This window comes from Polyangium jinanense (assembly GCF_028435365.1).
The window spans coordinates 289,525-314,080 of the sequence record NZ_JAGTJJ010000003.1 but is presented as its reverse complement, the minus strand read 5'-3'; the positions used below and the strand labels follow the sequence as shown (position 1 = coordinate 314,080).

Here is a 24,556-nt window from a genome sequence, read left to right as displayed (position 1 = left end):
CGCGAGGGCGCGCCGGCGGAAGGTGGGCGCGCCGCATCCCTTGGTCGGTCCTTCGACCAGGGGGCCGAATCGTCGCCTTTCCCGCTGCGCTGCGCAAGCGCGGCGCGCGGACACACCTACGTGTCCGTCGAGCCACGACGAACACGAGGACCCTTCCGAGGATCGAAGTGATGTGGGTCAGGAAAAGTGCGCTGCAGCTTCGACGGCCGACTCGATGTGGCCCAAGCCGCGCGCGGGGCAGGCAGGGACGGCGGGGGCGAACGCCTCGACGTCGAGCAGGAGCTCCTGGCCCGCCTCCTCCGTCAGGAGCACGAGCGGCAGACGGGGATACACCTTGCGCACCTCCTCGACCTCGGCGTGCGGATGATCCTTCGTCGCGAGCACGAGCACGTGCGGCCTGCGCGACGAGACCGCGCTCCGGGCCCCGTCCAGGGCAGAGCAGGTCGACACGTCGTAATGATGCGCGGAGAGGAACGACGCGAGATCACCGGCGCTCGTGGGGTTCTCGTCGATGACCAGGACGCGTATCGATGCGTTATCCATGATGGTTCGCCCTTAGCAAAAGACGCGCCCGCGGGCCCAAGAACCGGTGAACCCGCGGGAAGTGGGTTCGGCGCGGCGCACGGGGCAGCGCGGTGCGATCGCGATTGCACATCACGTGCCGCGTCATTTCGCAGCGAGGGCGCGATCGGGAGCGCTAGCCGCCGAGATACGCCGCGCGGACCTCTTCGTTCGCCGCGAGCTCCTTCGAATCGCCGGTCATCGCGATCTCGCCGGTGCGGAGCACGTACGCCCGCATGCTGTATTTCAGCGCCAGGCGCGTGTTCTGCTCGACGAGCAGGATGGTCGTGCCGGCCTGCGCCACGCGGGCGATCGCCTCGAAGATGTCCGCGACGAGCCGCGGCGCGATGCCGAGCGAGGGCTCGTCGAGCAGGAGCATGGAAGGCCTGGCCATCAGCGCGCGGCCAATCGCGAGCATCTGCTGCTCACCCCCCGAGAGCGTGCCGCCCTCCTGCTTCATGCGCTCGCCGAGGCGCGGGAAGAGACGCACCACGTCCTCGAGCGTCTCGTCCATCGCTCCCCGGTTCTTGTGGTTCCAGGCGCCGATCTCCAGGTTCTCGCGCACCGTGAGGTTCGGGAAGATCGCGCGCCCCTCGGGGACGAGCGAGATGCCGAGGCCGACGATCTCCTCGGCCGCGACAGCCGCGAGGTCCCTGCCGTCGTAGACGAGCTTGCCCGCCGCGATCGGCAAGAGGCGCACGATCGTCTTCAGCGTCGTCGTCTTGCCCGCGCCGTTCGCGCCGATCATCGCGACGATCTCGCCGCGGCGCACCTCCAGGCTCACGCCCTTCAGCGCCTTGATGCCGCCATACGAGACGGCGAGGTTCTCCACGACGAGCAGCGGCTTGCCCGTCTCGGCCGTCGGGGCCTTTCGCGTCGGGTGCGCGGTCTTCACGTCGCGGCCTCCTCCTGCTTCGCGGCGGCGGACGTGGCCTCGTCCGGGGTCTCTTCGCCGAGGTACGCAGCGAGGACCTTGGGGTTCTTGCGGATCTCCTCGGGCGTGCCGTGGGCGATGGTCTCGCCGTGGTCGAGCACGTGGATCTCCTCGCACACGCCCATGACGACCTGCATGTTGTGCTCGACGAGGATGACCGTCAGGTCGAAGCGATCACGCAGCCAGTGGATCTGCTTCTTCAGGCCCTCGGCCTCGCCGTAGTTCATGCCCGCGGCCGGCTCGTCGAGCAGCAGGATCTTCGGCTCGAGCATCATCGCGCGGGCGATCTCGAGCCGCCGCTGGTTGCCGTAGGAGAGCGAGGTCGAGGTTTCGTCGGCGAGCTTGTCGAGGTCGAAGATCGCGAGCAGCTCGATCGCGCGGCGCTGCATCTCGGCCTCGTCCCGGAAGAACGAGGGCGAACGGAGCAGCGCCGAAAAGAGGCCCGAGCGCCGGCGGTTCTCGCAGGCGACGAGCACGTTCTCGAGGACGGTGAGCTGGCCGAAGAGGCGGATGTTCTGGAAGGTGCGGGCGACACCGCGGCGCGCGATCTGCGCGGGCTTGAGCAGCGAGAGCTCCTCGCCGGCGAAGCGGATCGAACCGGAGTCCGGCTTGTAGACGCCGGTCACGAGGTTGAAGACCGTCGTCTTGCCCGCGCCGTTCGGGCCGATGAGGCCGAAGATCGAGCGCTCGGGCACCTTGAAGGTCACGCCCCCGACGGCGCGCAGGCCGCCGAAGGTCTTGGTCACGCCCTGGAGCTCGAGCGCGCTCACTTGTCCGCCTTTCCCGTGAGGGGACCCGTCTCGCTCTTGGGATTCGCCTCCACCTCGGTGCGCGCAGGCAAGGGCTCGGGCGGTGCGTGGCTCGTGCGCTTTCGAGGCTTGCGCCGGAGGAGCTCGCGCTCGCCGAAGATGCCCTCGGGGCGCAGGATCATGAGGCCGATCAGCACGGAGGCGTAGACGACCATGCGCAGCGCGTTGAGGTCGAGCGAGGGGTAGGCCGCCTGGAGCGCCTGCACCGACTCGAAGCGCTGGAGCTGCTCGATCATCTTCACGGTGAACGTGACGAACACGCCGCCCACGATCGCGCCCGACACGCTGCCCGAGCCGCCGAGGATCACCATCGTGATCGCGTCGAACGAGTAGGCGAAGGTGAACTGATCGGGCTGCACGGTGGGGTTGCCGTTGCGCATCGACGCGAGCATCGCGCCCGCGATGCCGGCCCCGGTCGCGGCGATGACGAACGAGGTCACCTTGTACCGCGTCGGATCGACGCCCACGCTCGCCGTCGCGATCTCGTCCTCGCGCAGCGCCCGGAGCGCGCGCCCCCAGCCCGAGAACTTGAGCCGCCACGCGATGATCACCGCGACCACGGCCGCGCCGAAGATCCAGAACGGGCCGGCGTACTGAGGCACGCCGTTGCGATCGGGCCCCGCGTAGCCGTTCTGCCCGCCGAGGTAGGCGAGGAACTGCGCGATCGGCCCCTCGACGTCGCCGCCCGTCTGCGCCGTGGCGATGACGAGCCGGAAGATCTCCGCGAAGCCGAGCGTGACGATCGCGAGGTAATCGCCGCGGAGGCGGAGGCTCGGAAGCCCTACGACGAACCCGAAGATCGCGGCCACGCCGCCCGCCGCGAGGATCGCTGCGGGCATGACGAGGAACGAGTTCGAGAAGAGGATGTCGTCGACGCCGAGCGCCTTGTGGATGTGCCCCGCGACGATCGCGGCCGTGTACGCGCCGATTCCGACGAAGCCCGCGTGGCCGATGGAGAACTGACCCGCCATCCCGTTGATGACGTTCAGCGAGAGGGCCACGACGACGTTCACCAGGGCGAACAGCACGAGCTGTTGCAGAGCCGCGTCGGGCACGAGCGTGTCGAACGCGAACTCGAGCCCCACGACGGCGCCGAGAAGGGCCAGCGTGACCAGGATGCGGCGCAGGAGGGGGTTGGGCGACGCGGCTCGGCTCGTCCGAGCACCGTCTGCCACCGTCGAGGGGGACATGGGCGGGTGAAAACTCGCGCGACCGGCTCCCACGGTCAAGCAGGAGCGACGCGGCTTCTTACTTCACCACCCGCAGGTAGGGCGGCAGCTCGCGGCGCGGCTTGCGACCCGGACCGGGCGCGGGCGCCGCCTGCGGACGCGGAGACTCCGTTGCTTCCACGGTCTTCGGCTCTTCGGCGTTGCTCGCCGCCGCCGTTTCGCCCGACGAATCTTCCTTTGCGGCAGCTTCCTCGTCGGACGTGGTCTGCGCCGGGGCGGGATCCTCGGCGAGCGGCTTGCGCTCGGGCGAAGGCTCCGTATCCGAGACCGCGGCGAGCTTGCGCGGCTTCTTCTGCGCGGCCTTCTGCGCGTCTTTCGCCTGCTGCGGGGCCTGCATCTGCGCCACCACCTCGGGCGGGATGTCGGTCGGCCACATCATCCCCCGGCCGTCTTCGCCGACGAGCGCGTAGATCGCGTTCCAGGGCATGCGGCACCAGAAGGGGGCCCGATCGAACGAGAGCGTGCAGGTGACGCCCTCGTCGTCGACCTTCAGATCGGGGATCGGGATGATCATGTTCATCCCGATCTGCAGAACGAGCTGCGGCTTGTCGAGGAAGCGCTTCGGCACCAGCACGCCCGAACGTCGCGGGTCGAGGTGCACGTACATGCTCGGCCCCTCGAGCAGGGCGAGCGCGACCTCCTTCTTGGGCGGGAGCTTCTGGTGACCGTCGGACATCCCCTCTCCGATACCCTGTAAGCGCGCATCTCGCCAAGCCCGGAATGCGCGAGCCGCAAGCCGCGCGCGCCCGCTCGGAGGCCGGCGCGCGGGCTTGGCAAGGGCAAAACGCCTCAGGCGAGGCGCAGGACCTCGGCGTACAGGGTCTCGTAGGCGGAGATCATCTTCCCCATGCCGTAGCGCGCCTCCACGAGCGCGCGGCCGGCTTGGCCCATGCGCGCGCGATCGCGCCGCGCCCACAGGCTCCCGATCGCGTCGGAGAGCGCGACGGGCTCACCGGCGGGGACGAGGAGACCGGTCTCGCCGTCCGTCACGATCTCGGGATTTCCGCCGACCCGCGTGGCCACGATCGGCAGGCCCGCGGCTGCGGCTTCGAGGAGCGTGAGGCTCGTGCCCTCGGTGCGCGACGCGAGCGCGAAGAGGTCGAAGCCGGGCAGGAGCGCGGCCACGTCGTCGCGATGGCCGAGGAAATGCGCTGCGCCTTGCAGGCCGAACTTCTTGACCAGCGCTTCGAGGGAAGCACGCTCGGGCCCCTCGCCGACGAGCGTGAGCCGTGCTCCGGGGTGACTCGTGCGCACGCGTGCAAACGCCTGGATCAGCGTGGCGTGGTCCTTCTCGGCCGAGAGGCGCGCCACGCAGCCCACGTGGAGCACGCCCGTGGGCACGTCGAGCGCTTGCCTCGCGCGCTCGACGTCGCCGGGCTTGTAGGCGCGCGTGTCCACGCCGTTGCGGATCGTCACGAGCCGCCGCGCGCTGCCGCGCTCGATCTCGAGGGCCACCCGCCGCGCGTCGTCGCTCACGGCCACGATCCGGTCCGAGAGGGCCGAGGCCATGCGGTTCGCGAGCACGCGCCCGAGGTCGCCCGGGTAGTTGCGCCCGTGCTTCGTGTGCACCACGCGCGGCCGCTTGCCCGTCACGCGCCGCGCGGCGAGGGCCGCGAGCGCGCCGTGCACGTGCGGACGAGGGTTGTGCGTGTGCACGAGGTCGATTCCTTCACGACCGAACAGATCCGCGAGCTCGCCGATCACGGACGGATCGAGCCCCTGCCCGCGCGGGAGCAGCCGCAGCGGCACGTCGATCGGCGCGAGGCGCGACGCGAGCTCGCCCGGCTCGTCGAGCGCGATCACCATGGAATCGAAGCGCGAGCGGTCCATGCCTTGCACGAGATCGAGCACCACGCGCTCGAGCCCGCCTGCTCGAAGACCGAGCACCACGTGCGCGACGCGCGTGCGGGGCCTCGGCGTGGCGGCGCGGGGCGCGGGCTTGTCCTGCGACTTCTTGATCGACACGCTGCCGAGATCGACAGGCACCTCGGAGACCGTGACCCGATGTTTGCCCGCGGCGGTGAGCGGGATGTCGCGCACGATCTCCACCGTGAGCGGCGCGCTTTGGCCGAGCACGAGCCGCAGACGCTCGTCGACGAGCTTCGTCACCTCGGGCCCGTAGGTCGGGCCGGGCACGATGCGCAGCGTCACGGTGCGATCGGCGCGCTGGTGGACCTGGTAGCGCTCGACCGGCAGGTCCTTGAACAGGAACGGGATCATCTCGCCGGCCACGATGCGGCTGTCCTCGCCGACGAGCAGATCGAGCACGCGGCCCTCGACCGAGGCGAGCCGCGGCAGCCCTCGACCACACGCGCAACTGCCGACCTTGGCGACGGCGACGTCGTCGTTGCGGTAGCGGATGAACGGCATCGCGCGGTTGTAGAGGTCGGTGAGGATCACCTCGCCGGGCGTGCCCACCGGGGCGGGGCGACCTCCGCCATAGAGCTCGACGAACACGCCCTCGGCGTGCAGGTGCAGGCCCTCGTGCCGCTCGCACTCGGCGCCGATCAGCATCACCTCGCGGCAGCCGTACCGTTCGAAGACCGGCGCCCCGAACGCGCGCTCGATCACCTCGCGCTGATGATCGAAGAGTTTTTCTGCGGCCGTGATGATGCCTCGGGGCGGCGGGATCTCGATGCCGTGCTCGAGCGCGGCGCGCGCGAGGAGAAAGAGCGGCGTCGTGTAACCGACCACCACGCGCGGCGCGTAGTCGACGATCTCGCGGACCGTCTCGCCGAGCCGATCGGCGCGCAGGTGGAACGTGGAGATGTATTTGCGCCGCCAGAGCGTCTCCTGCACCGTGCGTTTCGTCGTACCAAGCCCCTTCTTCTCGCCGGGTGGACGACCCCAGACGTGGAGCTCCTTCTCGCCCATCTCCGCGCCGGCCCAGCCGTCGGCGCGTAGCGCGGCCGCGACGCGACGCTCGTACGTCGGATGATCGTAGGCGAAGCGCATCGGCTCTCCGGTCGAGCCACCGGTCGAGCTCGGGTGGAGCCGGCCCACGTGTGTCTCGGCGACGAGCTCGCTTCCGTGCTGGCGCACGTCTTCCTTCGTGAGGATCGGGAAGGCCGCGAGGTCCTCGGGCGCCTTCACCTGGCTTGCGCGCACGCCGTACTCCGCGAAGCGACGGCGGTAGAACGGCACGTTCGTCTCGGCGTGGCGGAGCGCTTCGAGGAGCCGTCGGAACGAGTCTTCGGCGACCTCTTCGGGCGTGCGCCACTGCGACTGTTCGAGCTCGGCGAGCGCGCGCAAGGTGTCGCGTTTGCGGAGGTGGGTCTCGTACAGCGGGAAAAGCACGGACTGGAACAGGCTCGCGTACATCGCAGCGAGCGTCCTCTCCGAGAGGCCCGTGTCAAGCGCGCGGATGTGCTCGATCCAGCGGGAAATCAGCCTCGATCACGCCCGGGTCGACCCGCGTGCGTCCGGGGCTTTCGCGTCCTCTTGCCCGTCCGTCCTGGGCTCAGGTCCGACGATCGCGACGAGCACGCCGGCGAGGATGATGGCCGCGCCGAGTAGCTCCATCCCCGTGGGTTTGGCGCCGAGGAACAGCGCGCCGATCACGAGCCCGCCGAGCGTCTCGCCCGGCGACACGAGCGCCACGATCGCAGGCGGGAGCGTGCGCGCCGCGGCCTGCACCGAGGTGTGTCCGATGATCGTGGGGACGACGGCGATCGCCGCGAGTGCGACGAACGACCTCGCGGGCAAACTCGTCACGCCGTCGAGCACGCCGAGCGGCGGCAGGACCACGAAGATCACGATCGCGGCGACGCCGTAGATCAACGAGCCCGCATGCCGCGCTGGGAGCGCGTCCTTGATCGCGCGCGCGGCCGCCACGTAGAGCCCGTACAGCGAGACCGCGCCGAGCACGAACAGATCCCCCGCGAGCTTGTGCTCTCCTGTTCCCGCCGCTCGCCCGATCACCACGGCCCCCGCGGTCGCGAGGAGCACGCCCGCCTGCTCGCGGCGCGTCGGGCGCACGCCGTGCACGAGGAACGCGAAGATGACCACGCTGAGTGGTTCGAGCGAGACGAGCGAGACGGCCGCGGGCAGTGAGGTCGCGAAGAGGCCGACCTGAAAGAGCGCGAAGTGCGCGCCGAGCAGCGCCCCGCACGCGAGGATCCGAAGGCGCACCGCGGGCGGCAGTGCGAGCGCGTGACGCACGACGCCCGCCGGATCGAACGCGAAGAGCAGGAGCGAGGCGAGCAGGACGCGGCCGAACGCGAGGAACAGCGGGTGCGCGGGCTTCGCCACCACGGCCATCGGCGCGCTCACGGCGAAGGACAAACTCGCGAGCGTCACGAACAACGCCGCGCGGCCACGCCCCTCGAGCCTCGAACGCGCGCCGCTCACAGGCTGATCTCGCCGGCCCACGACGCGGTGAACGCCGCGCGCACCGCCGACGTGCGGCCCTCGCTCACGCCCTCCGCGCGACCGAGCACGATCATGAGCTTCGTCAACGCGGCCTCCGTCGTCATGTCCCCGGCGCCGATCGCCCCTGCCCGCGCGGCCGCGACGCCGCCGTGATACCGCGTCAGATCCACGGCCCCGCGCATCGACTGGCTGACGATCACCACGGGTACGTCCGCCGCGCGCGCCGCCTCGATCACGGGCACGAGCGAGTTCTCGAGGCGCGGCACGTTCCCCGCGCCGAACGCCTCGATCACCATGCCCTTCACGCCCACCGCGAGCGCTCCGTGGAGCAGCCGCGGATCGAGCCCCGGGAACGTGCGCACCGCGAGCACGTGGGGTTCGAGCCGGCCATCGAACGGCGCCCAGGGTCGCGGCGCGAGCACGTGCGGCGCGTGGTTCACGCCGAGGCCGAGCTCCGCGAGCGGCGGGCACGCGGGCGAACCGAAGGCCTTCATCCCCCACGCGTCGAGCTTCGTCGCGCGACAGCCGCGCAAGAGCTCCGAGTGGAACGCGATGCCCACCTCGGGGATACGCGTCGTCGCCAGGTGACACGCGTCGACGAGGTTCGTCCGCGCGTCGGTGCGCACGTCCGCGAGCGGCTTCTGCGCGCCCGTGAGGATCACCGGACGATCGAGTCCGGGGAGCAGGAACGCGAGTGCGCTCGCGGTGTAGGCCATCGTGTCCGTGCCGTGCACGATGACGAAGCCGTCGTATCGATCGAGCGAGCCGTGGACGGTCTTGGCGAGCTCGACCCAGTGGTGAGGCTGGAAGTCGGCCGAGTCGAGGTTGTAGAGGATCTTCGTCTCGATCTCGGCGAGCTTGCGAAGGACGGGCAGCTCCGCGACGAGGTCGCGGGTGTACACGTCGGGTTCGAGCGGCGTCGGATCGCCGCCGCGCATCATGAGCGTCCCCCCCGTGTGGATCAGCAAAAGACGCACGGGCGCGAGACTAGCAAAGGTTCGGCGTTTGGCTCATCCGCCCGGCGAGAACATGATGGGGTAGACCACCGTCACGATGCCGCCCTCGGGCCTCGGAAAGCTCAGGCGTTCGAAGGAGCGCACGATGCATGACACGACGCCGCCGTCGGGCATGTCGGAGCCGCCGTTGCCGACGTTCGACACCGCGCCGTCGGCGCCGATCACGAACCGCACGGAGACGCGCCCCTGCAGGTTCGGGTTGTTCCGCAGACCGTTCTCGTAACAGAGGCGGAAGCGCCCGAAGTTTTGCCGGATGATCCGCCGCACCACCTCGGGAGGCAATCGACCGCTCAGAGACATGGCGCCCGGGCGCGACTGCGTTGCACCACGTCCTTTGGGCTCGGGGTGTTCTGGGTAAGGAACGATCGAAGCCGTGGTCGGGGCCGGCCGCGGAGGGCGATCGTACAGCAGGCCGATCAAGCCGGTCTCGCGGGCGTCCTCGGGCTCACCGGTGCGCGCGCGTGCGAACTCTTCCGCGCTCCAGCGCTCGCCAGCCTCCTGGAGCGAGCGCATCCACGCCGCTTCGAGATCCATCTCCGCGCGGTTCTTGCGTTGCCGCCGCCGCGCCCGGTACTCGAGGCCCGCGATCTCGTCGGCGTAAAGCCCCTCCATCTCCCGCTCGTCGCTGCGGCGGAGCATCTGCTGGATGAAGAACTTCTGATCGTCCGTGACGCCGTCGAAGTCGTCGTCCTCGATGGGCTGGAACCGCGAGGCAAGGGCCGCGAAGACGAGCAGATGGAGCAGCACCGACGCGAGGTGCGAAAGCCCGGTGCGACGCTCCAGCACGGGCTGCCTCGACACGCGGGGAGCACCGACGCTGCCGGTGATCTCGATCGTGATCGGCCCCATGCGCACGGCGATCGTCCTGCCAGACCCGAGCGGAATCTCCGCCGCATCGCGATACGCGCGCGAGCTCTCCGCAAGGCCACGCGCGATGGCGCGCGCCGGGGTCATCGCTTTGCCCTCGCCATCGAACACGACACGCGCGCCCTTCGGCACGACGGCGCGCACGTCGCCGTCCCAGCGCGCGAGCAGCACGGGCACGCGCGAGCCGCCCGCGATCTCTGCGGGCAACACGACGTCGCAGCCTTCTTCTTCCCCGACGAAGAACGGACGCGGCGGCGAGAGCTCCACGGCTCGAAGCACGCAGTCGCTCCCCCACCGCACGACGACGTCCACGGCGCGCGCCGCGGCCGCGCTCACCCTTGCATCCAGAACCGGCGGATCGGAGGCCACGGACACACCGACCACGTCACCCTCCCGATCGTTCCAGCCGGACCCTCGATGAGGCTACATGAGGCCCGGCATCGCGGGAAGCGGATCACACACGTGCAAGACGGCGCTCCCGTCCTCGCACGAGGATGCACACACGTGGCACCCGACGAAGGAGACCCCCCGAGCCCACCTGCCACATGTGGAGATCCTCCGAGGAGGTCGGCGCGGACGAGTGACACACGTGGCACTCGCCCCGGCAGCTCGGCGAAGGCGAGTGACACACGTGGTCCTCGCCCCAGACGCGCGGCGAAGACGAGTGACACACGTGGCACGCGCCCCGGGCGCTCGGCGAAGGCGACGCACGCACGTGAGACCCACAAAACGAGACCGCCGAGGCCACCTTCCACATGTGGGAGGTGGCCCCGGCGCTTCGTTCACCGCAGCTGGTTCGGGATCAGCTGCCGGGCTGGAACATGATCGGGTACGTCACGGTGACGATGCCGTCCTCCGGGGCCGGGAAGCTCATCCCGTAGAACGAGCGGACCACGCAGGAGACCGCGTTCTGGTCGGGCAGATCCGACCCGCCGTTCGACACCTGCGAGACGCTGCCGTCGCGACCGATCACGAACCGCACGGCCACACGGCCCTGGAGGTTCGGGTTCGTCCGCAGGCCCTGCTCGTAGCAGAACCGGAAGCGACCGAAGTTCTGCCGCACGGTCCGCTGGATGATCTCGGCCGGGAGACGGCCACTCGACGAGACGCCCTGCGGACGCATGATGGGCGCGCTCGTCTTGTGGTCCTTCGGCTTGAGCTGGCGGTTGAAGCCGCCAGGCCCGCCGAGGTTCACGCCGATCGTGTTGATGCGATCGAGCCCGATGCCCTCACCCTTGCCACCACCACCCTCCTCGTGACCCGTCAGACCGAGGCCACCCGAGCCCGCCGCGTCGTCGATCGACGAACCCCACATGTTGCCGAGCGCGCTGCGCTCGTCGCTGCCGAACGAGGTCTCGCCGCCCCACTTCGCCGTGATGGCGTTCGGGTCGCCGCCGTTCATCACGTTGAGCATCCCGATCATGCCGAAGGTGCGCGCCTCGTCGATCGCGGCCTGCCGCGCGATCTGCGGGTCCGTGTTGTTCTTGTCCCCGGCGAGCGCGAACCGACCGTCGCTCTTCCGGCTCGTCGTGCTGCCCATCTTGCCCTCGCTGTCCTGCGCACGCGCGCCGGAGCTGCCGCCGGGGGACTTCTCGGTGTTCTCGGCGAGCTCGGGCGTCTCCTTCTTCTCCTCCTCGCGCTCCGCACTCACGTCGAGCGCGTGCTGAATGAAGTACCTGTCCTCCTCCGAGATCGCGTCCTCGTCCGTCACGCCGAGGGGCGGGAGGAAGAACGCGGCCGCCGCGAGCAACCCTGCGTGCACCGCGAGGGACACGCCGTGCCAGGAGAGACCCTTGCCCTGCATCGCCACGGCGCCGCCCTTGACCTTCCGGCCCGCCTTCACGCTCGCGACCTGAATCACAAGGCCGCTGATCTCCACCTTCACCCGCGCGCCGAGCGAGAGCGCGACCTCGACGCTGCCCGCGAGCGCCGCACACGGCATCGCGTTCGTCGCGTCGACCGAAGCACGGCGGCCCTCGGTCTCGAGCGAGGCCTTCGCCGTCGCGGGCACCACGACACGCGCCTTGCCATCCGCACCCACGAGCACGACCGGGAGCCGCGAGGCGCCGAGCGTGGCCGCAGGGATCACGAAGTCCGCGTTCTCCTCGCCGACGTGGAACGGACGAACCGGCGAGAGGTGCGCGACGTGCAGAACCGAGTCGCCCCAGAGGATCATGATCTCGATCGCCTCGTCCGCGCGCTCGCACTCCTCGGCCGGGACCTCGGGGCCGCTCTTGAGGAGCGCGTACGTGTACGAACCCTCGGGCGCGTCGGCAGCCACAATCTCGGGCTCGCTCGCCTTGTCGGCGAAGAGAGCGCGGGGATCGAAGGGGCGCGCCTGGGTCGCGCCGAAAAGATCCACGGGCGCCTTGGCGACGAACGGGTTGTTCGAGTCGAGTGCCGGCTTCTTCTCGTTGCGATGATCCATGACAAACCTCTCCTGATTTCCTCCGCGCATCGGCGGGGATCGCTCTTGCCGTGTTTCCGTGAAGCGCGGATACGCGGGCGACTCGTCGGGCGCCCTCTCCAGGGCGGCCGCGCGTCTCATCCGTCGTTCAGCATCGCGTCCACGTACCTAACGACAGCGAGATCCGGGGCGGGTTCCAGAAAAGCGACATGGACCCGAAACAGCGGGGATTGCAGGGGAATTGGCAGCGCCGGGGCTCAGCTGGCTCGCGTCTCGGCCGGCGCGGGCGTCCGGCCGAGGAGCGCCCGGGACGACTCGACGAGGAGCGCGATCGCGAGGCCAACGAGCAGGACGCCGACGACGCCGTTCATCGTCGCCGTGTTCAGGGAGAAGCCGCCCTCGCGGATGGCGCCGAAGGCGTGGCGAATCTGGGCGATGAGCGCCCAGAGGGTCACGGTCATGACGAAGACCATGGGCACGGCCGTGTACCAGACGCGGCGCTTCTCGCGGTGGAGCCACACGGTGACGGCGAGCAGCGTGAGCGCGGCGAGGAGCTGGTTGCTCGTGCCGAAGAGCGTCCAGAAATCGAGGTAGGCGGGCCGCACGCCGGGCGCGGGCGGGCGCGCGGTGGCGACGAAGTACGCGGGCGGGAGCAAGGTCAGCGCCGTGGCGATCGCGCCCGCCTTGCGCTTCTTGCTCCAGCCGAAGAGCTCCTCGAGGACGTAACGGCCGAGGCGCGTGGAGACGTCGAGCGTGTCGAAGACGAAGGTGGAGAAGGCCATCGCGCCGAACGTGGCGGCGAAGAGGAAGTGCTCCTTGCCGAGGATGACGGTCATGAAGCGGCCGACGCCGTCGCCGTAGATCTTGCCGGGGCCGGGGAGCTTTCCTTCAGGCGCAAGCGTGATGACCGTCGTCAGCGCGATGATGGCGACGAAGGCTTCGAGCAGCATCGCGCCGTAGCCGACGGGGTGCGTGTGCGACTCCTTGGCGATCTGCTTCGAGGTCGTGCCCGAGCAGACGAGGCCATGGAAGCCCGAGCAGGCGCCACACGCGATGGTCACGAAGAGGAACGGGAAGAGCGCGCCGAAGGGGCCGCCGGCGTCGAAGGTCTTGAAGGCCGGCATGCGGATGTCGAACTCGCCCGGATAACGCAGGCCGCCGAAGAAGAGGCCGATCGTGCCGACGGCGAGCGCGAGGTAGAGGACGAATCCACCGAGGTAGCCACGCGGCTGCAGGAGCAGCCACACGGGCAGGAGCGAGGCGACGAAGCAGTAGACGAGGATGCCGAGGCCCCACGCGCGCTGCGGGTTCTCGAAGGGGAGCACGAACGAGGTGGAGATCTTGGTGCCGAGCCAGACGACGACGAGCGTCGCGGGCACGAAGAGGATGGTGGTGAGCCAGAGCGGGGGCTTCAGGCGCCGGTCGATGAGGCCCATCAGGACCGAGAGGCCGAGGTACATCGTGCTCGCCGCCGCGACGGCGCCGCCCGGGTTGAAGCTGTATTTGCCGCCCTCGAACTCCTCGGTCTTGCCGACGAACGTGCTCGCCGTGATGTCGGCGAAGGCCACGATCACGTAGATGAGCGCGAGCCAGATGAACGTGAGGATGAGCAGCCACGCGCGACGGCCGAGCTGCCGCCGGACGATCTCGGCCACGCTCTCGCCCTCGTGACGCACGCTCGCCACGAGCGCGGAAAAGTCGTGCACGGCGCCGATGAAGATCACGCCGAAGCCGATCCAGAGGACACACGGGACCCAGCCGAACATCTGCGCCGCGAGGATCGGGCCGGCGATGGGGCCGGCCGCGGCGATGGCGCTGAAGTGCTGGCCGAGCAGGTAGAAGGGCTTCGTCGGCACGAAGTCCTCGCCGTCCGCGCGGCGCACCGCGGGCGTCTCGGCGCTGTCGTCGAGCGCGTAGTTCCTCGCGATGAGGCGACCGTAGGAGAAGTAGCCGACGGTGAGGACGACGATGACGCCGAGCGCGAGCAGGGGCAGCACGCGGCGAGTATAAGGCCACGCCGCGTTCGTCGAAGCGCGTTACGCGCATTGCGCGAGGCTCGCGAGCGCTCGCTCCGCAGCGCGCCTCCGCGTCTCGGCCTCGTCCCGGAGCCTGCGCATCTCCGTCTCCATCGGGCCGATGCGCTGCTGCATGGCGTCGAGCTCGCTCACGTACCGCGCGCGCAGCGCCCCCTCCGGGCCCGCGTCACGCAGCACCGCGAGCTGCTCGGCGATCTTTCCGTGCCGGGTGTAGACCTCGACGAGCTCACGATCGAGCCGCATCCGCTCGGCCTCGAGCTGCGTCGCTTCCTCGACGTTGCGGGAAAGCTCGGAGAGCACGTCGAGCCGCGAAGCGGCAACCCGCCCGGAGGCGCGCCAGGTCTCGATCTGCCCGGGCTCGACCGACTCGTAGGCGAGGCGCGTCGACTCGGTCCACACCTCGCGCACCTCGATCGTCGCCTCGCCGCGCGGCGGGACCTCGACGCGGAAGCGCGTGACGCGCGGCGTCTCGGCGAGGGGCGTGAGGCCCTCGGCCGTGAGCGTGCGGCCGTCTTTGCGCGGAATCTCGATCACGACGTCCACGACCGTCGAGTGATCGCTGCGGACGCAGTAGGCGTGACGCTCCTCGACGCGCCGCTGCTCGATGAGGCCGCCCGCCTCGAAGACGACGCCCGCGAAGGTCGTGTCCTTGCGGCTCGTGCGGTGGCAACGAACGCCCGGGTCCTTCGTGAACGAGACACGCACGAGCGCGCCGCGCGTCGCGGCTCCGATCGCGGATTCGCCGACGTAGCGGCCCTCGTCGTAGACCGCGCATCGGCCCTCGTCGAGGCGCACGCCGGTGTCGTTGTCGAAGCAGAGCACGAGGTCGGGGCTGGGTCCTGCGCCCTCGCGGAAGAGGCGCTCCTTGCGCACGCGGACGCTCGTGGCGAGCACGGGGATCATCGCGGCGCCGCGGCGCGGGATGGAGACGGGTCCTTCGGCGACCCACTCCCTCGGCTCGGCGGCGGCCACGGCGGCGAGCTCGGCGGCCGCTTGCTCGGTGTCCATCGTGTCGGCATCGTCGATGCGCTCCGGCGCGCGCCCCGCGAGCGCGACGAGGGTGCCGAGCGGCGCGGCCGCGCGGATCGTGGCGGGCTGGCCGTGCGCCCTGCGCGTGCGTTCGAGCTTGGTCGCGTTCTCGGTTTCGTCGTCGATCCGTCGATCGCCGCGCCCGTACGAATCACTCGACGCCGCGGCCGCCTGCGCGGACGACAGCACGAGCTCCACGTCTTCGAGATCCTCGTCGAGCGGGTTCTGCACGAGCGCGAACGCGAAGAGCCGCGCCTCCGCGCCCGCGAGCGCGAGCCTGTACGAGAGCTGAAACGGCGCCGCGGGCACGACGTAGAGCACGCGCACGTCCTCCACACGACCCGCGAGGCCGACGCGCACGGCGCGACCATCTCCACCTGCCGAGGCCCGCCCGCGACTCACGAGCACGTCGAGGCTCCCTTGCAGCGCGGGATCGGCGAGCTCGATCTGCCGCACGGACGCCATGTCGACGACCTCGATCTGCCCGGCTCCCGTGCGCAGGAGTAGCCACCTGCGTGGCCCTTGCCCGCTCGTCGATTCTTCGAAGCCGAGCACCTCGCCCTCGATCGGCCCGTCGCTCCCGAAGGTCCGCACGCGCCGACCCCGCGCGGCGTGCACGATGCCGCGCAGCGTCGTCCCTGGCTCGAAGCGCAGTTTTCGTTCGGCGAGCGCGGCGTCCGGGTCTTCGGGCGCGTCGAAGGCGAGCGCCGTCGTTCGACCCTCGCCGCGCTCGACCCAGACCACGAGCGACCGGAGAACCTCGCCGAGCTCGGCGCGGCCGAAGGGGAGCTCGAAGCTACCGTCCGCGCTGCCGCGTCGCTCGACGTGGGCGAGGCCTTCCTTGGAGAGGACCACGCGCCGGATGCGGGGTCCGAGGTTTCGTCCCATGCGAAACGAGAGGCTATCGCCGAAGCGCACCCCGAGAAAAGCGCGGGCGCTTGACCTGCCGCATCGGCTCGGAAACGATGGCAGCCATGCGCCACTTCCTCCTTGCTCTCGTCGCGCTCTCGGCCCTCCTCGCAGGCTGCTCCTCGCACCGGGCGCCGCCTCCCGCAGCCGATCCGGGCTGCGGCTGCGCGGCGCGGCAAAACAATCAGCAATCGCAGTGGTCGCGCTGAGGACCGAGGGATGAACGCGCCGCGGCGTCGCCCATTTTGACGCGCGGCGAGGACGCGGCCGATACGAATGCTGCGTCCAGGCGGCCGGGGACCATTACGAGGAGACGAACTCGGTCGGGCCGAGATCCAGCAACCGAGGATGGACCTCGCCAAGGCTCCCTGATCCGACTACATCTCCCCGCCGGAGCCATGCACATCCTGCCCGATGTTTCGGCGCGCCTCGCGCGCTTCGTGCCCACGCCCATCGACGCCGACCTCGACGTGCTCACGCCGGACGAGCGCGAGGTTCTTTTGCACCTCGTCCGCGCGTCGCTGCCGATCGACGCGATCTTCCTGCGGCAATCATTCGCGGAGGCGCCGGAGATGCGCGCGGAGCTGGCGAAGGAGACGTCGCCGCTCGCAAAGGACGCGCTCGCGTATTTCGATCTCTCGGCCGGACCCTGGGATCGGCTCGATCAGGAGCCGTTCGTGGGCGAAATGCTCCGGCCGCCGGGCGCGGGGTATTACCCGGTCGACATGACGAAGGACGAGTTCGAGGCATGGATCGCCGCGCATCCAGCCGAGGCCGACGCGCTGCGGAGCCTCTACACGCTCGTCCAGCGCGGGGAAAAAGGGCTCGTCACGATTCCGTATTCGACGGCGTTCCGGTCGCTGCTCGCGCCCGTCGTCGCGGAGCTCGGAAAGGCCGCGGCGGCGACGAAGGACGCGGGGCTCGCGCGGTATCTCGGCGCGGTGGTGAAGGCGCTCGGGGCGGACGAGTATTACGAGAGCGACCTCGCCTGGATGGACATGGAGAGCCGCGTGGAGGTCACGATCGGTCCGTACGAGACGTATGAAGATCGGCTCTTCGGGTACAAGGCCGCGTTCACCTCGTTCGTGACCGTGATCGACCCGTCGGCGAGCGGCACGCTCGCGCGATTGAAGTCCGAGCTTCCGGCGATGGAGCAAAACCTCCCGATCCCGGACGAGCACAAGAACCCGAACCGCGGCACCGATTCGCCGATTCGCGTGGCCGACCTCGTGTATTCGGCCGGCGATACGAGGGCGGGCGTGCAGACGCTCGCGTTCAACCTGCCCAATGACGAGCGGGTGCGCGAGGCGAAGGGCAGCAAGAATGTCCTGCTCCGCAACGTGATGAAGGCAAAATTCGAGGGGATCCTGAAGCCGATCGCGGCGCGGGTCCTCGCGGCCGAGGAGCTCTCGCGCCTCTCGGCGGACGCCTTCTTCCATCACACGCTCTTGCACGAGCTCTCGCACGGCCTCGGACCGGGCCGAATCGTCGTGGACGGCACCTCGACGGAGGTGCGGCTGCGGCTCGAGGAGCTGCATTCGCCGTTCGAGGAGGCGAAGGCGGACGTGATGGGGATCTACAACATCCTCTTTTTGATGGATCGTGGCGTCCTGGCCGCCGAGGGGCGCTCCGCGCTCTTCTCCACGTTCCTCGCCGGCATGTTCCGCGCGACGCGCTTCGGCATCGAGGAGGCGCACGGCAAAGGGACGGCGCTCCAGCTCCACTGGCTGATGGAGAAAGGCGTGATCCGTGAAGATACGTCGAGCGGGCTCTTCTCGATCGATCACGAAAAGGTGCCCGGCGCGATCCGCGCGCTGCTCGGCGAAATCCTCCTCGTGCAGGCCCGCGGCGACAAGGAAGGCGCGCGGGCCATGCTGTCGAAATACGGCGTGATGAGCGAGCCGCTCGCGCGCGCGCTCGGCAAGCTCGGCGATATCCCCGTGGATATCCGTCCGATCTATCCGGCGGCCGAACGCCTTGTCGGCGTCACGTCATAGTTCGAGCGAAGAGATGCGGGACGCCGTCGCCTTGCGGGGCGGCGGCGGGATCTCCGGGTCGAGCGCGGCCGGATCCGCCTCCGCGGGGGGCGGCGGGATCGAGAACGGCGCATTCACGAGCGAACGCGTCCGCTCATAAAGCGCGCGGCAAAGCGCGAGCGACGGCGGCGTGCGGTTCGCGGCGAGCGCGTGCACCTCGGCCTGGATGGCCGCATTGATGGGCGTCGCGATGCCGAGCGAGAGGCCACGGCTCGTGATTTCCCCGTTCAAGAAATCCACGGCGGGCGGCCGGCCCCGCTCGATGGCGGCGAGCATCGACGAGCGCATCTTGCGGAAGCGCGTGCCCACCGCGAGCAAAATGGCGTGCTTCGCGAAGAGCGAGGGCGACGCGACGGCCATCCGATCGGCGTCGGAGAGCGCGATCCAGTCGAGATCGAGCGTGCCCGAGACCTTTTGCAGCTTCACGCCCGAGGCGCGCGCCACGAGCACGACCTCGGTCATGATTTCCAGCGTGAGCCGTCGAATGAAGCGATGGCGCAAAAGCGCGCCGAGCCTGTCGCCGCCAAGCGCGCCGAGCGAGCTGATCGCGCAGTTGATCGCGAGCTTCGACCAGCGCGCGCCGGCGAGGTTGTCCGTGATGATCGTCTCGCCGATCGAGCCGAGCGCCTTCGCCAGCGGATACAACCTGTCGTCCGGCTGCCCGTCCATGCGGCCCAGGACAAACCCCCCGGGGGACGTGCGTTCGTACACGCCGGGCTCGATCATCGACGCGCCCCACGCGACGACGCCGCCGAGCACCCGCTCCGGGCCCGCGATCTGCGCGAGGCGCGGCTCGCAGAGGCCGTTCTGGAACGTCACCATCGCGCCCGTCTCCGCGAGGAACGGCAAGACGCCACGAGCGGCTTCTTCCACCTGTGGCGGCTGCGTGGCGAGCAGGATGTAATCGAACGGCTCGGTGCCCGGCAGAAGCTCGGTGAGGGCCCGACCGCGCACGGCGCCGGGGCTGTTCTCGCCGAGGACACGCAGGCCTTTCGTATTGATCGCGTCCGCGATCCGTGTATTCGTGGTCAGCGCCGTGACGTCGTGCCCACCTGCGAACAGGTGCGCGGCCACGAGGCCACCGATTCCGCCACATCCAACGACCAGAAAGCGCGGTCCAGAGGAGCGCGCGCCGCTCGAGACGCCGTCTTGGCTCATGGGACGTTCGATTCTACATCGAATGGCGGGCGACGCGAGCCCATTCCGCAATGCCGCAACGCATTATTGCTTGGGGACGAGGACCTCGATGGCGCCGGGCACCATCTCGATCTCCAAAGGCAAGCGGCCGAGCGGCTCGCCGTCGACGTCGAGCAGGAAACGATCCGCGACGTCCTCGTTCAAAAGTTCCAATTGGATGCGCTCGCAGCGGTAGTGCTTCACATCGAGCGAGTGCACGTGCGTGCCGGTGTACATGCGCGACGAGACCATGAAAAAGCGCAGGCGCGAGGCGGCGCCGAGGTCGACGACGTCGAAGAGCCCGTCGTCCGGGTGCGCCATCGGCGCGACCTGCATGCCGCTGCCGAAGTACCGGCCGTTGCAGATCGCCATGCAACGGGTCTCGATCGTCTCCTCGCGCGAGCCGTCCTCCCGCCATATCGTGCATTTGACGCGGCCCACGACGCTCCGCGCGAGGCCTTTCACCGAGGACGTGAAATACGCCATCGTGCCGCCGAGCGTGCGCGTCGACTCGGCCACGAGCTGATCGACGAGGCCGCTCATGCCGACGGAGAGGATGTTCACGAAGTAAGAACTTTTCCGCTCGCCCGTGTGCGTCGCGTAGGAGAATCGTCCGATGTCCACCGCGCGCGTCTTGCCCTCGGCGATGGCCTCGCAATAACGATCGAGGCGGTTCTCGAAGCCGAGCGTGCGCCGGTAGTCGCCGCCCGTGCCGGCGCCGATGATGCCGAACTTCGGGAGCTTCTTGCCCGCGTCGCGCGCCTCCATGAGCCCGCAGACGACCTCGTGGATCGAGCCGTCGCCGCCGACGGAGACCACCATCTCCCGCCCCTCGCTCGCCGCCTCGCGCGCGATGTCGACCGCGTGCCGAGAACGTTCGGTGAACACGACGTCGACGTGCCCGAGGTGACGCTCGATCGGCCCGCGCATCTTCTCGAAGAGCGCGCCCGTCTTTCCTCCCGCCGACTGGGGGTTCACGATGAGAAGCGGCTTCATCGACCTAACCCTTGCCACGACATGACCGCGCGCCACAAGATCGAACCGGCCTCGTTCTCCACTCTCAGGCGCGCCGCGAAATGTTTTTCGCGCCTGCCGCAGGGGGACGATGGTGCAACGAAGACCGAAGCCCCCACGAACGAACAATGGTCGAAAAGCGAAAAACCGTCGCAGAAGATGTCGTGCTCGCGGGGCGAGGCCTGCACACGGGGGCGCACGTGGAGGCGCGAATCCGCCCCGTCGCGGCAGGCGAAGGGCGCTTTTTTGTGCGGAAGGATCTGCCTTTCGAGCCGGTGGTCCGGGCACGCGCGGCGTTCGTCGTCGATACGACGCGCTCGACGACACTCGCGAATGGCGAGGCGCAGGTACGGACGCCGGAGCATTTGCTGGCCGCGCTCGCGGGGATGGGCGTGGACGACGCGTGTATCGAGATCACGGGGCCCGAGGTGCCGATCCTCGACGGCTCGGCGCTGCCATGGGCCGAGGCGATCGCGCGCGTCGGGCTCTCGGCGGCATATGCGCCGCGGCTGCAAACGGTCCTGGAGGCGCCGATCTGGGTGCCTTCGAGCGGTGACGCGTTCGTCGCGGCGATCCCCTCCCCGGAATTACGTTTTTCCTGTGGAATCGCGTTCGACGCGGCGCCGATCGGCGAGCAATGGGCGTCGTTCGTGGCCTCGCCCGAGCGATTTTTGGCGCAGGTGGCGCCGGCGCGGACGTTCGGGGTGGTCTCCGACGTCGAGGCGATGCGGGCGCGGGGCCTACTCGCGGGGGCGAGCCTCGATACGGCCATCGTCTGCGACGAGGAGAAATGGCTGAACGGGCCGCTGCGCTTTCCGGATGAGCCCGCGCGCCACAAGCTGCTGGATTTCGTGGGAGATCTTTCGCTCCTGGATCCGCTGCCGCGGGCGCATTACCTCGCATTCAAGGCGGGGCACGCGCTCCACGTGCGGCTGGCGAGGCGGCTCTCCGAAGGAGGCTAACCGAACGCCGCGTCCGGGACGGCCCGTGAATTCGTCATTTCTCGATGGATTCGCCCTCGTGGCCGTGTTCTCCTCGACGCCATGCGTCACACGAATCTCGCTCTTCTTCTTGCGGCCACGCTCCTCGGCTGCTCGCTCGATTCGCAGCCGACCCCTCCCACCACGAATCCGGACGCGGGTGGTGGCGGAAACGACGCCGGGCCCGAACCGACGGACGCGGGGACCGATGCCCCCGCCGATGCCGAGCCGCCGCCCGATCCGGTGCCGCCCACGATGTTCGTGCCGACCGCCGCCGGGAAGGGCGGCGCCGCGGCCACGGTGGACCATCGCGGGACGTGGGCCGCGATCGAGGCGCTCAAAGCCGGCGGCAATGCGATCGACGCGGCGGTCGCCGCAGCCGCGACGCTCGGCGTGACCGATCCATTTTCGTGCGGCATCGGCGGCGGTGGGTTCATGCTCGTATGGCTCGCCGACAAGAAGCAGGCCGTGGTGATCGACCACCGCGAGACGACGCCGCAAGGAATGAAGCACACGGCGTATTACGAGAACGGCGCGCCCATTGCATTCAACGATCTGCTCACGAGCGGCCTCTCGGTCGGCGTGCCCGGCACGCTGCGCGGCTGGGACGAGGCGCTGCGTCGATATGGAAAACTCCCGCTCGCCGACGCGCTGAAGCTCGCCATTTTCGTGGCCAAGAAGGGGTTCGACGTCGACGCGACGTTCTTCGACCAGACGACACGCAACATCGATCGATTCCGGCAGATCCAGAGCACACGCGCGCTCTTCTTGAACGCGGCCGGCGATCCCTTCCCCGTCGGCTCGATCTTCACGAACCCGGACCTCGCCGCGACGTACGAGCTCATCGCGAAGAACGGCCCGGCCGTGTTTTACGACGGCGACATCGGCAAGGACATCGTCTCGACCGTGACGAACCCGCCGTTCACGGCCGACGCGACGATCGTCTCTCGGCCGGGCTTCATGGCCCTGTCAGACCTCTCGGCGTACGAGGCGCGCGTGCGCCCCGCCGTGCAAACGACCTATCGCGGGCTCACGATCCTCGGGGTCGGATTGCCTTCGAGCGGCGGGCTCACCGCGGGCATGACGCTGAACCTGCTCGAAGGATTCGATCCGGCCTCGATGAGCAAAACGGATTTTTTGCATTTGTGGCTCGAAGCCTCCCGCCTCACGTATGCGGATCGAAATACCTTCATGGGTGATCCCGAGTACGTGAACGTGCCCGTGGAAGGAATGCTGTCGGCGGCGTACACCGCCGAGCGGCGGGCGTTCATCGATGCGACGACGGCCTCCACCGAGGCCAAGCCCGCGGGCAATCCGTTCGCGCACCAGGTGGATCCGAGCGGCGCGAAAGCAAAGCCGCCGGCCTGGGTTCATGCCGGGGAGTCGCCCGCCGATCTCGATCCGGAGACCACGCACATCACGGTGGCGGATTCGTTCGGGAACTGGGTTTCGTACACCTGCACGATCGAATACGAGGGTGGCAATGGCATGGTCGTGCCGGGGCGCGGGTTCTTGCTGAACAACGAGCTCACCGATTTCAACATCCCGGCCACGCCGGACACGCCGCACCCGAACGTGCTCGAGCCGGGCAAGCGGCCACGCAGCAGCATGAGCCCGACGATTGTGCTCTCGAACGGCGCGCCCGTGCTCGCGATCGGCTCGCCCGGCGGCGCGACGATCATCACGACGGTGATGCAGATCCTCGTGAACCACCTTGATTTCAAGATGCCGATCGACGAGGCGCTGGCCGCGCCGCGCGTGTCGCAACGAAACGCGCCGAACGCCACGAGCAACGCCGAGCCGCTGTTCATGAGCTCGCCCGAGGCGACGGCGCTAGAGGCCAAGGGCCACGCTTTTTCGGACGCGGGCCTCATCGGCGCGGCGACGGCGATTCGGTTGAACGACGATGGCACGATGACCGCCGTCGCGGAGCCGGTGCGCCGCAATGGCGGGAGCGCGATGGTGGTGGAGCCGAAATAGGAAAACCCTCATCCCTGCCCCTCTCCCGCGCTGCGGGAGAGGGAGATGGGAATCAGGCTTCGGGGTCCTGCAAGAGATACCCCGCCATTTCATCGATCATCGGGATCACGTCCGGCTCGTGCGCCTCGGCGACCTTGCGGGCCGCTTCGAGCGCGCGTTTCGCCGTCTTCACGTCGTCCGTCGCCACGCAGAGCTGCGTCGTCGCGAGCAGGACGGGCAGGAGCGCGGCCGGATCCTCGGCCTGCTCGGCGGCCACGCGGGCGCGCGGCAGGAGCTTGCGCGCGCCTTCGATGTCGCCCACGGCGAGCGACGCGACGATCTTGTTCGAATAAAGCACAGCGCGCTGGGCCGGATCGTCGGTTTGTCGCTCCAGATCCTCGGCCGACATCGCCGCGAGCTGCTCCATCTCGAACGCCTGCGCGAGTCCGGCCCGCAGCCGCCCGAGGCCCTCGACGTGCGCGGGCAGGTTCGCCGCCTCGGCGTCCTTCTGCCCTTGATCGAGCACCGCGAGCGCCTCCTCCCCGCGCCCGAGGCTCGCGAGGGCACGCGCTTCGAGCGCGCGCGACGGCGCGAGCAGGTCGGGCGTGGCCGAAAGCGACGGCTGGAGCGCTTTCACGCGCGCGAGCGCAGCCTCGAATTGCCCCGCGCCGAGCTCGTTCGCGGCGAGCGACAGGACGCTCCGCGGATCGTCGATCCCTTCCTCGGACATGACAAACCTTTCTCGCGCCTTCAGCGCTCTTCCTTGGGCCGCTTTTCCGGCGGCACGTAATGGGCCCCGAACCCCTTTTTTTCGAGCCAGGCCGAGAGCAACTCGCGCCGCTTCGGCTCCTCGAGCCCCGACTCTTCGAGGCCGAGATCGACGGCGATGCTCGCCACGAGCGAGCAACGATGCTCCCCGGGCGAAAGCTTCGCCTTCTCCGTCTCCTCCTTGCATACCCGGAACACCGCCTCGTACTTTTCGAGCGTGCCCTTGGCCTTCGCTTCCTTCGAGCAGCCGAGGGCGACGAGAGGCAAGGCGAGGACGAGCGCGGCAAAGGCGCGCAGGGAGGGGTTTTTCATGAGGCCGGTGGTCCTGCCGTTCGGGCGGCAGGGCACCGTACACGAGGGCGAGGGCGAACGGAAGGCGGGATCTAGAGCGCCGAACGGTTCGGCGCTCTGCGAGATCGCGAAGCGAGATCGCCTCGGGGGGTGAATCGGCCGGG

Annotated in this window: 21 protein-coding genes; 5 read left to right on the top strand and 16 right to left on the bottom strand. The window is 69.4% G+C overall.

Features of this window, described 5'->3' with window-relative positions; genetic code table 11:
• Positions 1-177 precede the first annotated feature (177 nt).
• The 12 genes from KEG57_RS10460 to KEG57_RS10405 all read right to left on the bottom strand — a co-directional run bounded on the left by KEG57_RS10460 (position 178) and on the right by KEG57_RS10405 (position 16,147).
• On the bottom strand, positions 178-543 hold the full coding sequence (locus KEG57_RS10460) for a response regulator (RefSeq protein ID WP_272419547.1): 366 nt from the start codon (positions 541-543) through the stop codon (positions 178-180).
• Between the two features lie 154 nt (positions 544-697).
• Positions 698-1,456 carry an ABC transporter ATP-binding protein gene (locus KEG57_RS10455; protein ID WP_272419546.1) on the bottom strand — a complete coding sequence of 253 codons (759 nt, stop codon included), beginning with the start codon at positions 1,454-1,456 and terminating at the stop codon, positions 698-700.
• The gene (locus KEG57_RS10450; RefSeq protein ID WP_272419544.1) at positions 1,453-2,265 is read right to left on the bottom strand and encodes an ABC transporter ATP-binding protein; all 813 of its coding nucleotides are present in this window, start codon (positions 2,263-2,265) and stop codon (positions 1,453-1,455) included. The genes KEG57_RS10455 and KEG57_RS10450 overlap by 4 nt, the downstream gene beginning before the upstream one ends.
• Positions 2,262-3,494 (bottom strand): branched-chain amino acid ABC transporter permease, encoded by a 1,233-nt coding sequence (locus KEG57_RS10445; RefSeq protein WP_272419543.1) that lies wholly within the window; start codon positions 3,492-3,494, stop codon positions 2,262-2,264. Before KEG57_RS10445 ends, KEG57_RS10450 begins: the two co-directional genes overlap by 4 nt.
• 58 nt (positions 3,495-3,552) lie before the next feature.
• Positions 3,553-4,209: a ClpXP protease specificity-enhancing factor SspB gene (locus KEG57_RS10440; protein ID WP_272419542.1), complete on the bottom strand. Its 657-nt coding sequence runs from the start codon at positions 4,207-4,209 to the stop codon at positions 3,553-3,555.
• Between the two features lie 113 nt (positions 4,210-4,322).
• Positions 4,323-6,854, bottom strand: coding sequence for a glycosyltransferase (locus KEG57_RS10435; RefSeq protein ID WP_272419541.1), 2,532 nt, complete (start codon positions 6,852-6,854; stop codon positions 4,323-4,325).
• A 75-nt stretch (positions 6,855-6,929) separates the two neighbouring features.
• Entirely contained in the window at positions 6,930-7,883 is a 954-nt protein-coding gene (locus tag KEG57_RS10430; RefSeq protein WP_272458421.1) for a DMT family transporter, read from the bottom strand.
• Complete coding sequence (locus KEG57_RS10425) at positions 7,880-8,881, bottom strand: asparaginase (RefSeq protein WP_272419538.1); 1,002 nt, start codon at positions 8,879-8,881, stop codon at positions 7,880-7,882. The genes KEG57_RS10430 and KEG57_RS10425 overlap by 4 nt, the downstream gene beginning before the upstream one ends.
• A 33-nt stretch (positions 8,882-8,914) precedes the next feature.
• Positions 8,915-10,171: an AgmX/PglI C-terminal domain-containing protein gene (locus tag KEG57_RS10420; RefSeq protein ID WP_272458420.1), complete on the bottom strand. Its 1,257-nt coding sequence runs from the start codon at positions 10,169-10,171 to the stop codon at positions 8,915-8,917.
• A gap of 418 nt (positions 10,172-10,589) precedes the next feature.
• Positions 10,590-12,215, bottom strand: a complete 1,626-nt coding sequence (locus KEG57_RS10415; protein WP_272419536.1) for an AgmX/PglI C-terminal domain-containing protein — start codon at positions 12,213-12,215, stop codon at positions 10,590-10,592.
• A 236-nt stretch (positions 12,216-12,451) separates the two neighbouring features.
• Positions 12,452-14,191 (bottom strand): carbon starvation CstA family protein, encoded by a 1,740-nt coding sequence (locus KEG57_RS10410; RefSeq protein ID WP_272419535.1) that lies wholly within the window; start codon positions 14,189-14,191, stop codon positions 12,452-12,454.
• Between the two features lie 39 nt (positions 14,192-14,230).
• Complete coding sequence (locus KEG57_RS10405; RefSeq protein WP_272419534.1) at positions 14,231-16,147, bottom strand: hypothetical protein; 1,917 nt, start codon at positions 16,145-16,147, stop codon at positions 14,231-14,233.
• An 86-nt stretch (positions 16,148-16,233) separates the two neighbouring features.
• On the opposite strand from KEG57_RS10405, the gene KEG57_RS10400 reads away from it, so the two are divergent.
• Both KEG57_RS10400 and KEG57_RS10395 read left to right on the top strand, forming a co-directional pair.
• Positions 16,234-16,377 carry a hypothetical protein gene (locus tag KEG57_RS10400; RefSeq protein ID WP_272419533.1) on the top strand — a complete coding sequence of 48 codons (144 nt, stop codon included), beginning with the start codon at positions 16,234-16,236 and terminating at the stop codon, positions 16,375-16,377.
• 189 nt (positions 16,378-16,566) lie between these two features.
• Entirely contained in the window at positions 16,567-18,165 is a 1,599-nt protein-coding gene (locus tag KEG57_RS10395) for a DUF8614 domain-containing protein (protein WP_272419532.1), read from the top strand.
• On the opposite strand, the gene KEG57_RS10390 is transcribed toward KEG57_RS10395, so the two are convergent.
• Positions 18,160-19,362: a ketopantoate reductase family protein gene (locus KEG57_RS10390; protein WP_272419531.1), complete on the bottom strand. Its 1,203-nt coding sequence runs from the start codon at positions 19,360-19,362 to the stop codon at positions 18,160-18,162. The two genes, KEG57_RS10395 and KEG57_RS10390, sit on opposite strands and share 6 nt — an antisense overlap.
• A gap of 63 nt (positions 19,363-19,425) precedes the next feature.
• A complete protein-coding gene (locus KEG57_RS10385) occupies positions 19,426-20,376 on the bottom strand; it encodes a diacylglycerol/lipid kinase family protein (RefSeq protein WP_272458419.1) in 951 nt (316 codons plus the stop codon).
• Between the two features lie 146 nt (positions 20,377-20,522).
• On the opposite strand from KEG57_RS10385, the gene lpxC reads away from it, so the two are divergent.
• The gene (lpxC, locus tag KEG57_RS10380; RefSeq protein ID WP_272419529.1) at positions 20,523-21,356 is read left to right on the top strand and encodes a UDP-3-O-acyl-N-acetylglucosamine deacetylase; all 834 of its coding nucleotides are present in this window, start codon (positions 20,523-20,525) and stop codon (positions 21,354-21,356) included.
• 81 nt (positions 21,357-21,437) lie between these two features.
• A complete protein-coding gene (gene ggt, locus KEG57_RS10375; protein WP_272458418.1) occupies positions 21,438-23,354 on the top strand; it encodes a gamma-glutamyltransferase in 1,917 nt (638 codons plus the stop codon).
• Between the two features lie 52 nt (positions 23,355-23,406).
• Here ggt and KEG57_RS10370 read toward each other — a convergent pair whose 3' ends face one another.
• Together KEG57_RS10370 and KEG57_RS10365 are read right to left on the bottom strand one after the other, a co-directional pair.
• Positions 23,407-24,063: a hypothetical protein gene (locus KEG57_RS10370; protein ID WP_272458417.1), complete on the bottom strand. Its 657-nt coding sequence runs from the start codon at positions 24,061-24,063 to the stop codon at positions 23,407-23,409.
• A gap of 20 nt (positions 24,064-24,083) precedes the next feature.
• Positions 24,084-24,413 (bottom strand): hypothetical protein, encoded by a 330-nt coding sequence (locus KEG57_RS10365; RefSeq protein WP_272458416.1) that lies wholly within the window; start codon positions 24,411-24,413, stop codon positions 24,084-24,086.
• Between KEG57_RS10365 and KEG57_RS10360 the strand changes: the two genes are divergently transcribed.
• Entirely contained in the window at positions 24,412-24,546 is a 135-nt protein-coding gene (locus KEG57_RS10360; protein WP_272458415.1) for a hypothetical protein, read from the top strand. The genes KEG57_RS10365 and KEG57_RS10360 overlap by 2 nt on opposite strands.
• Positions 24,547-24,556: the final 10 nt, after the last annotated feature.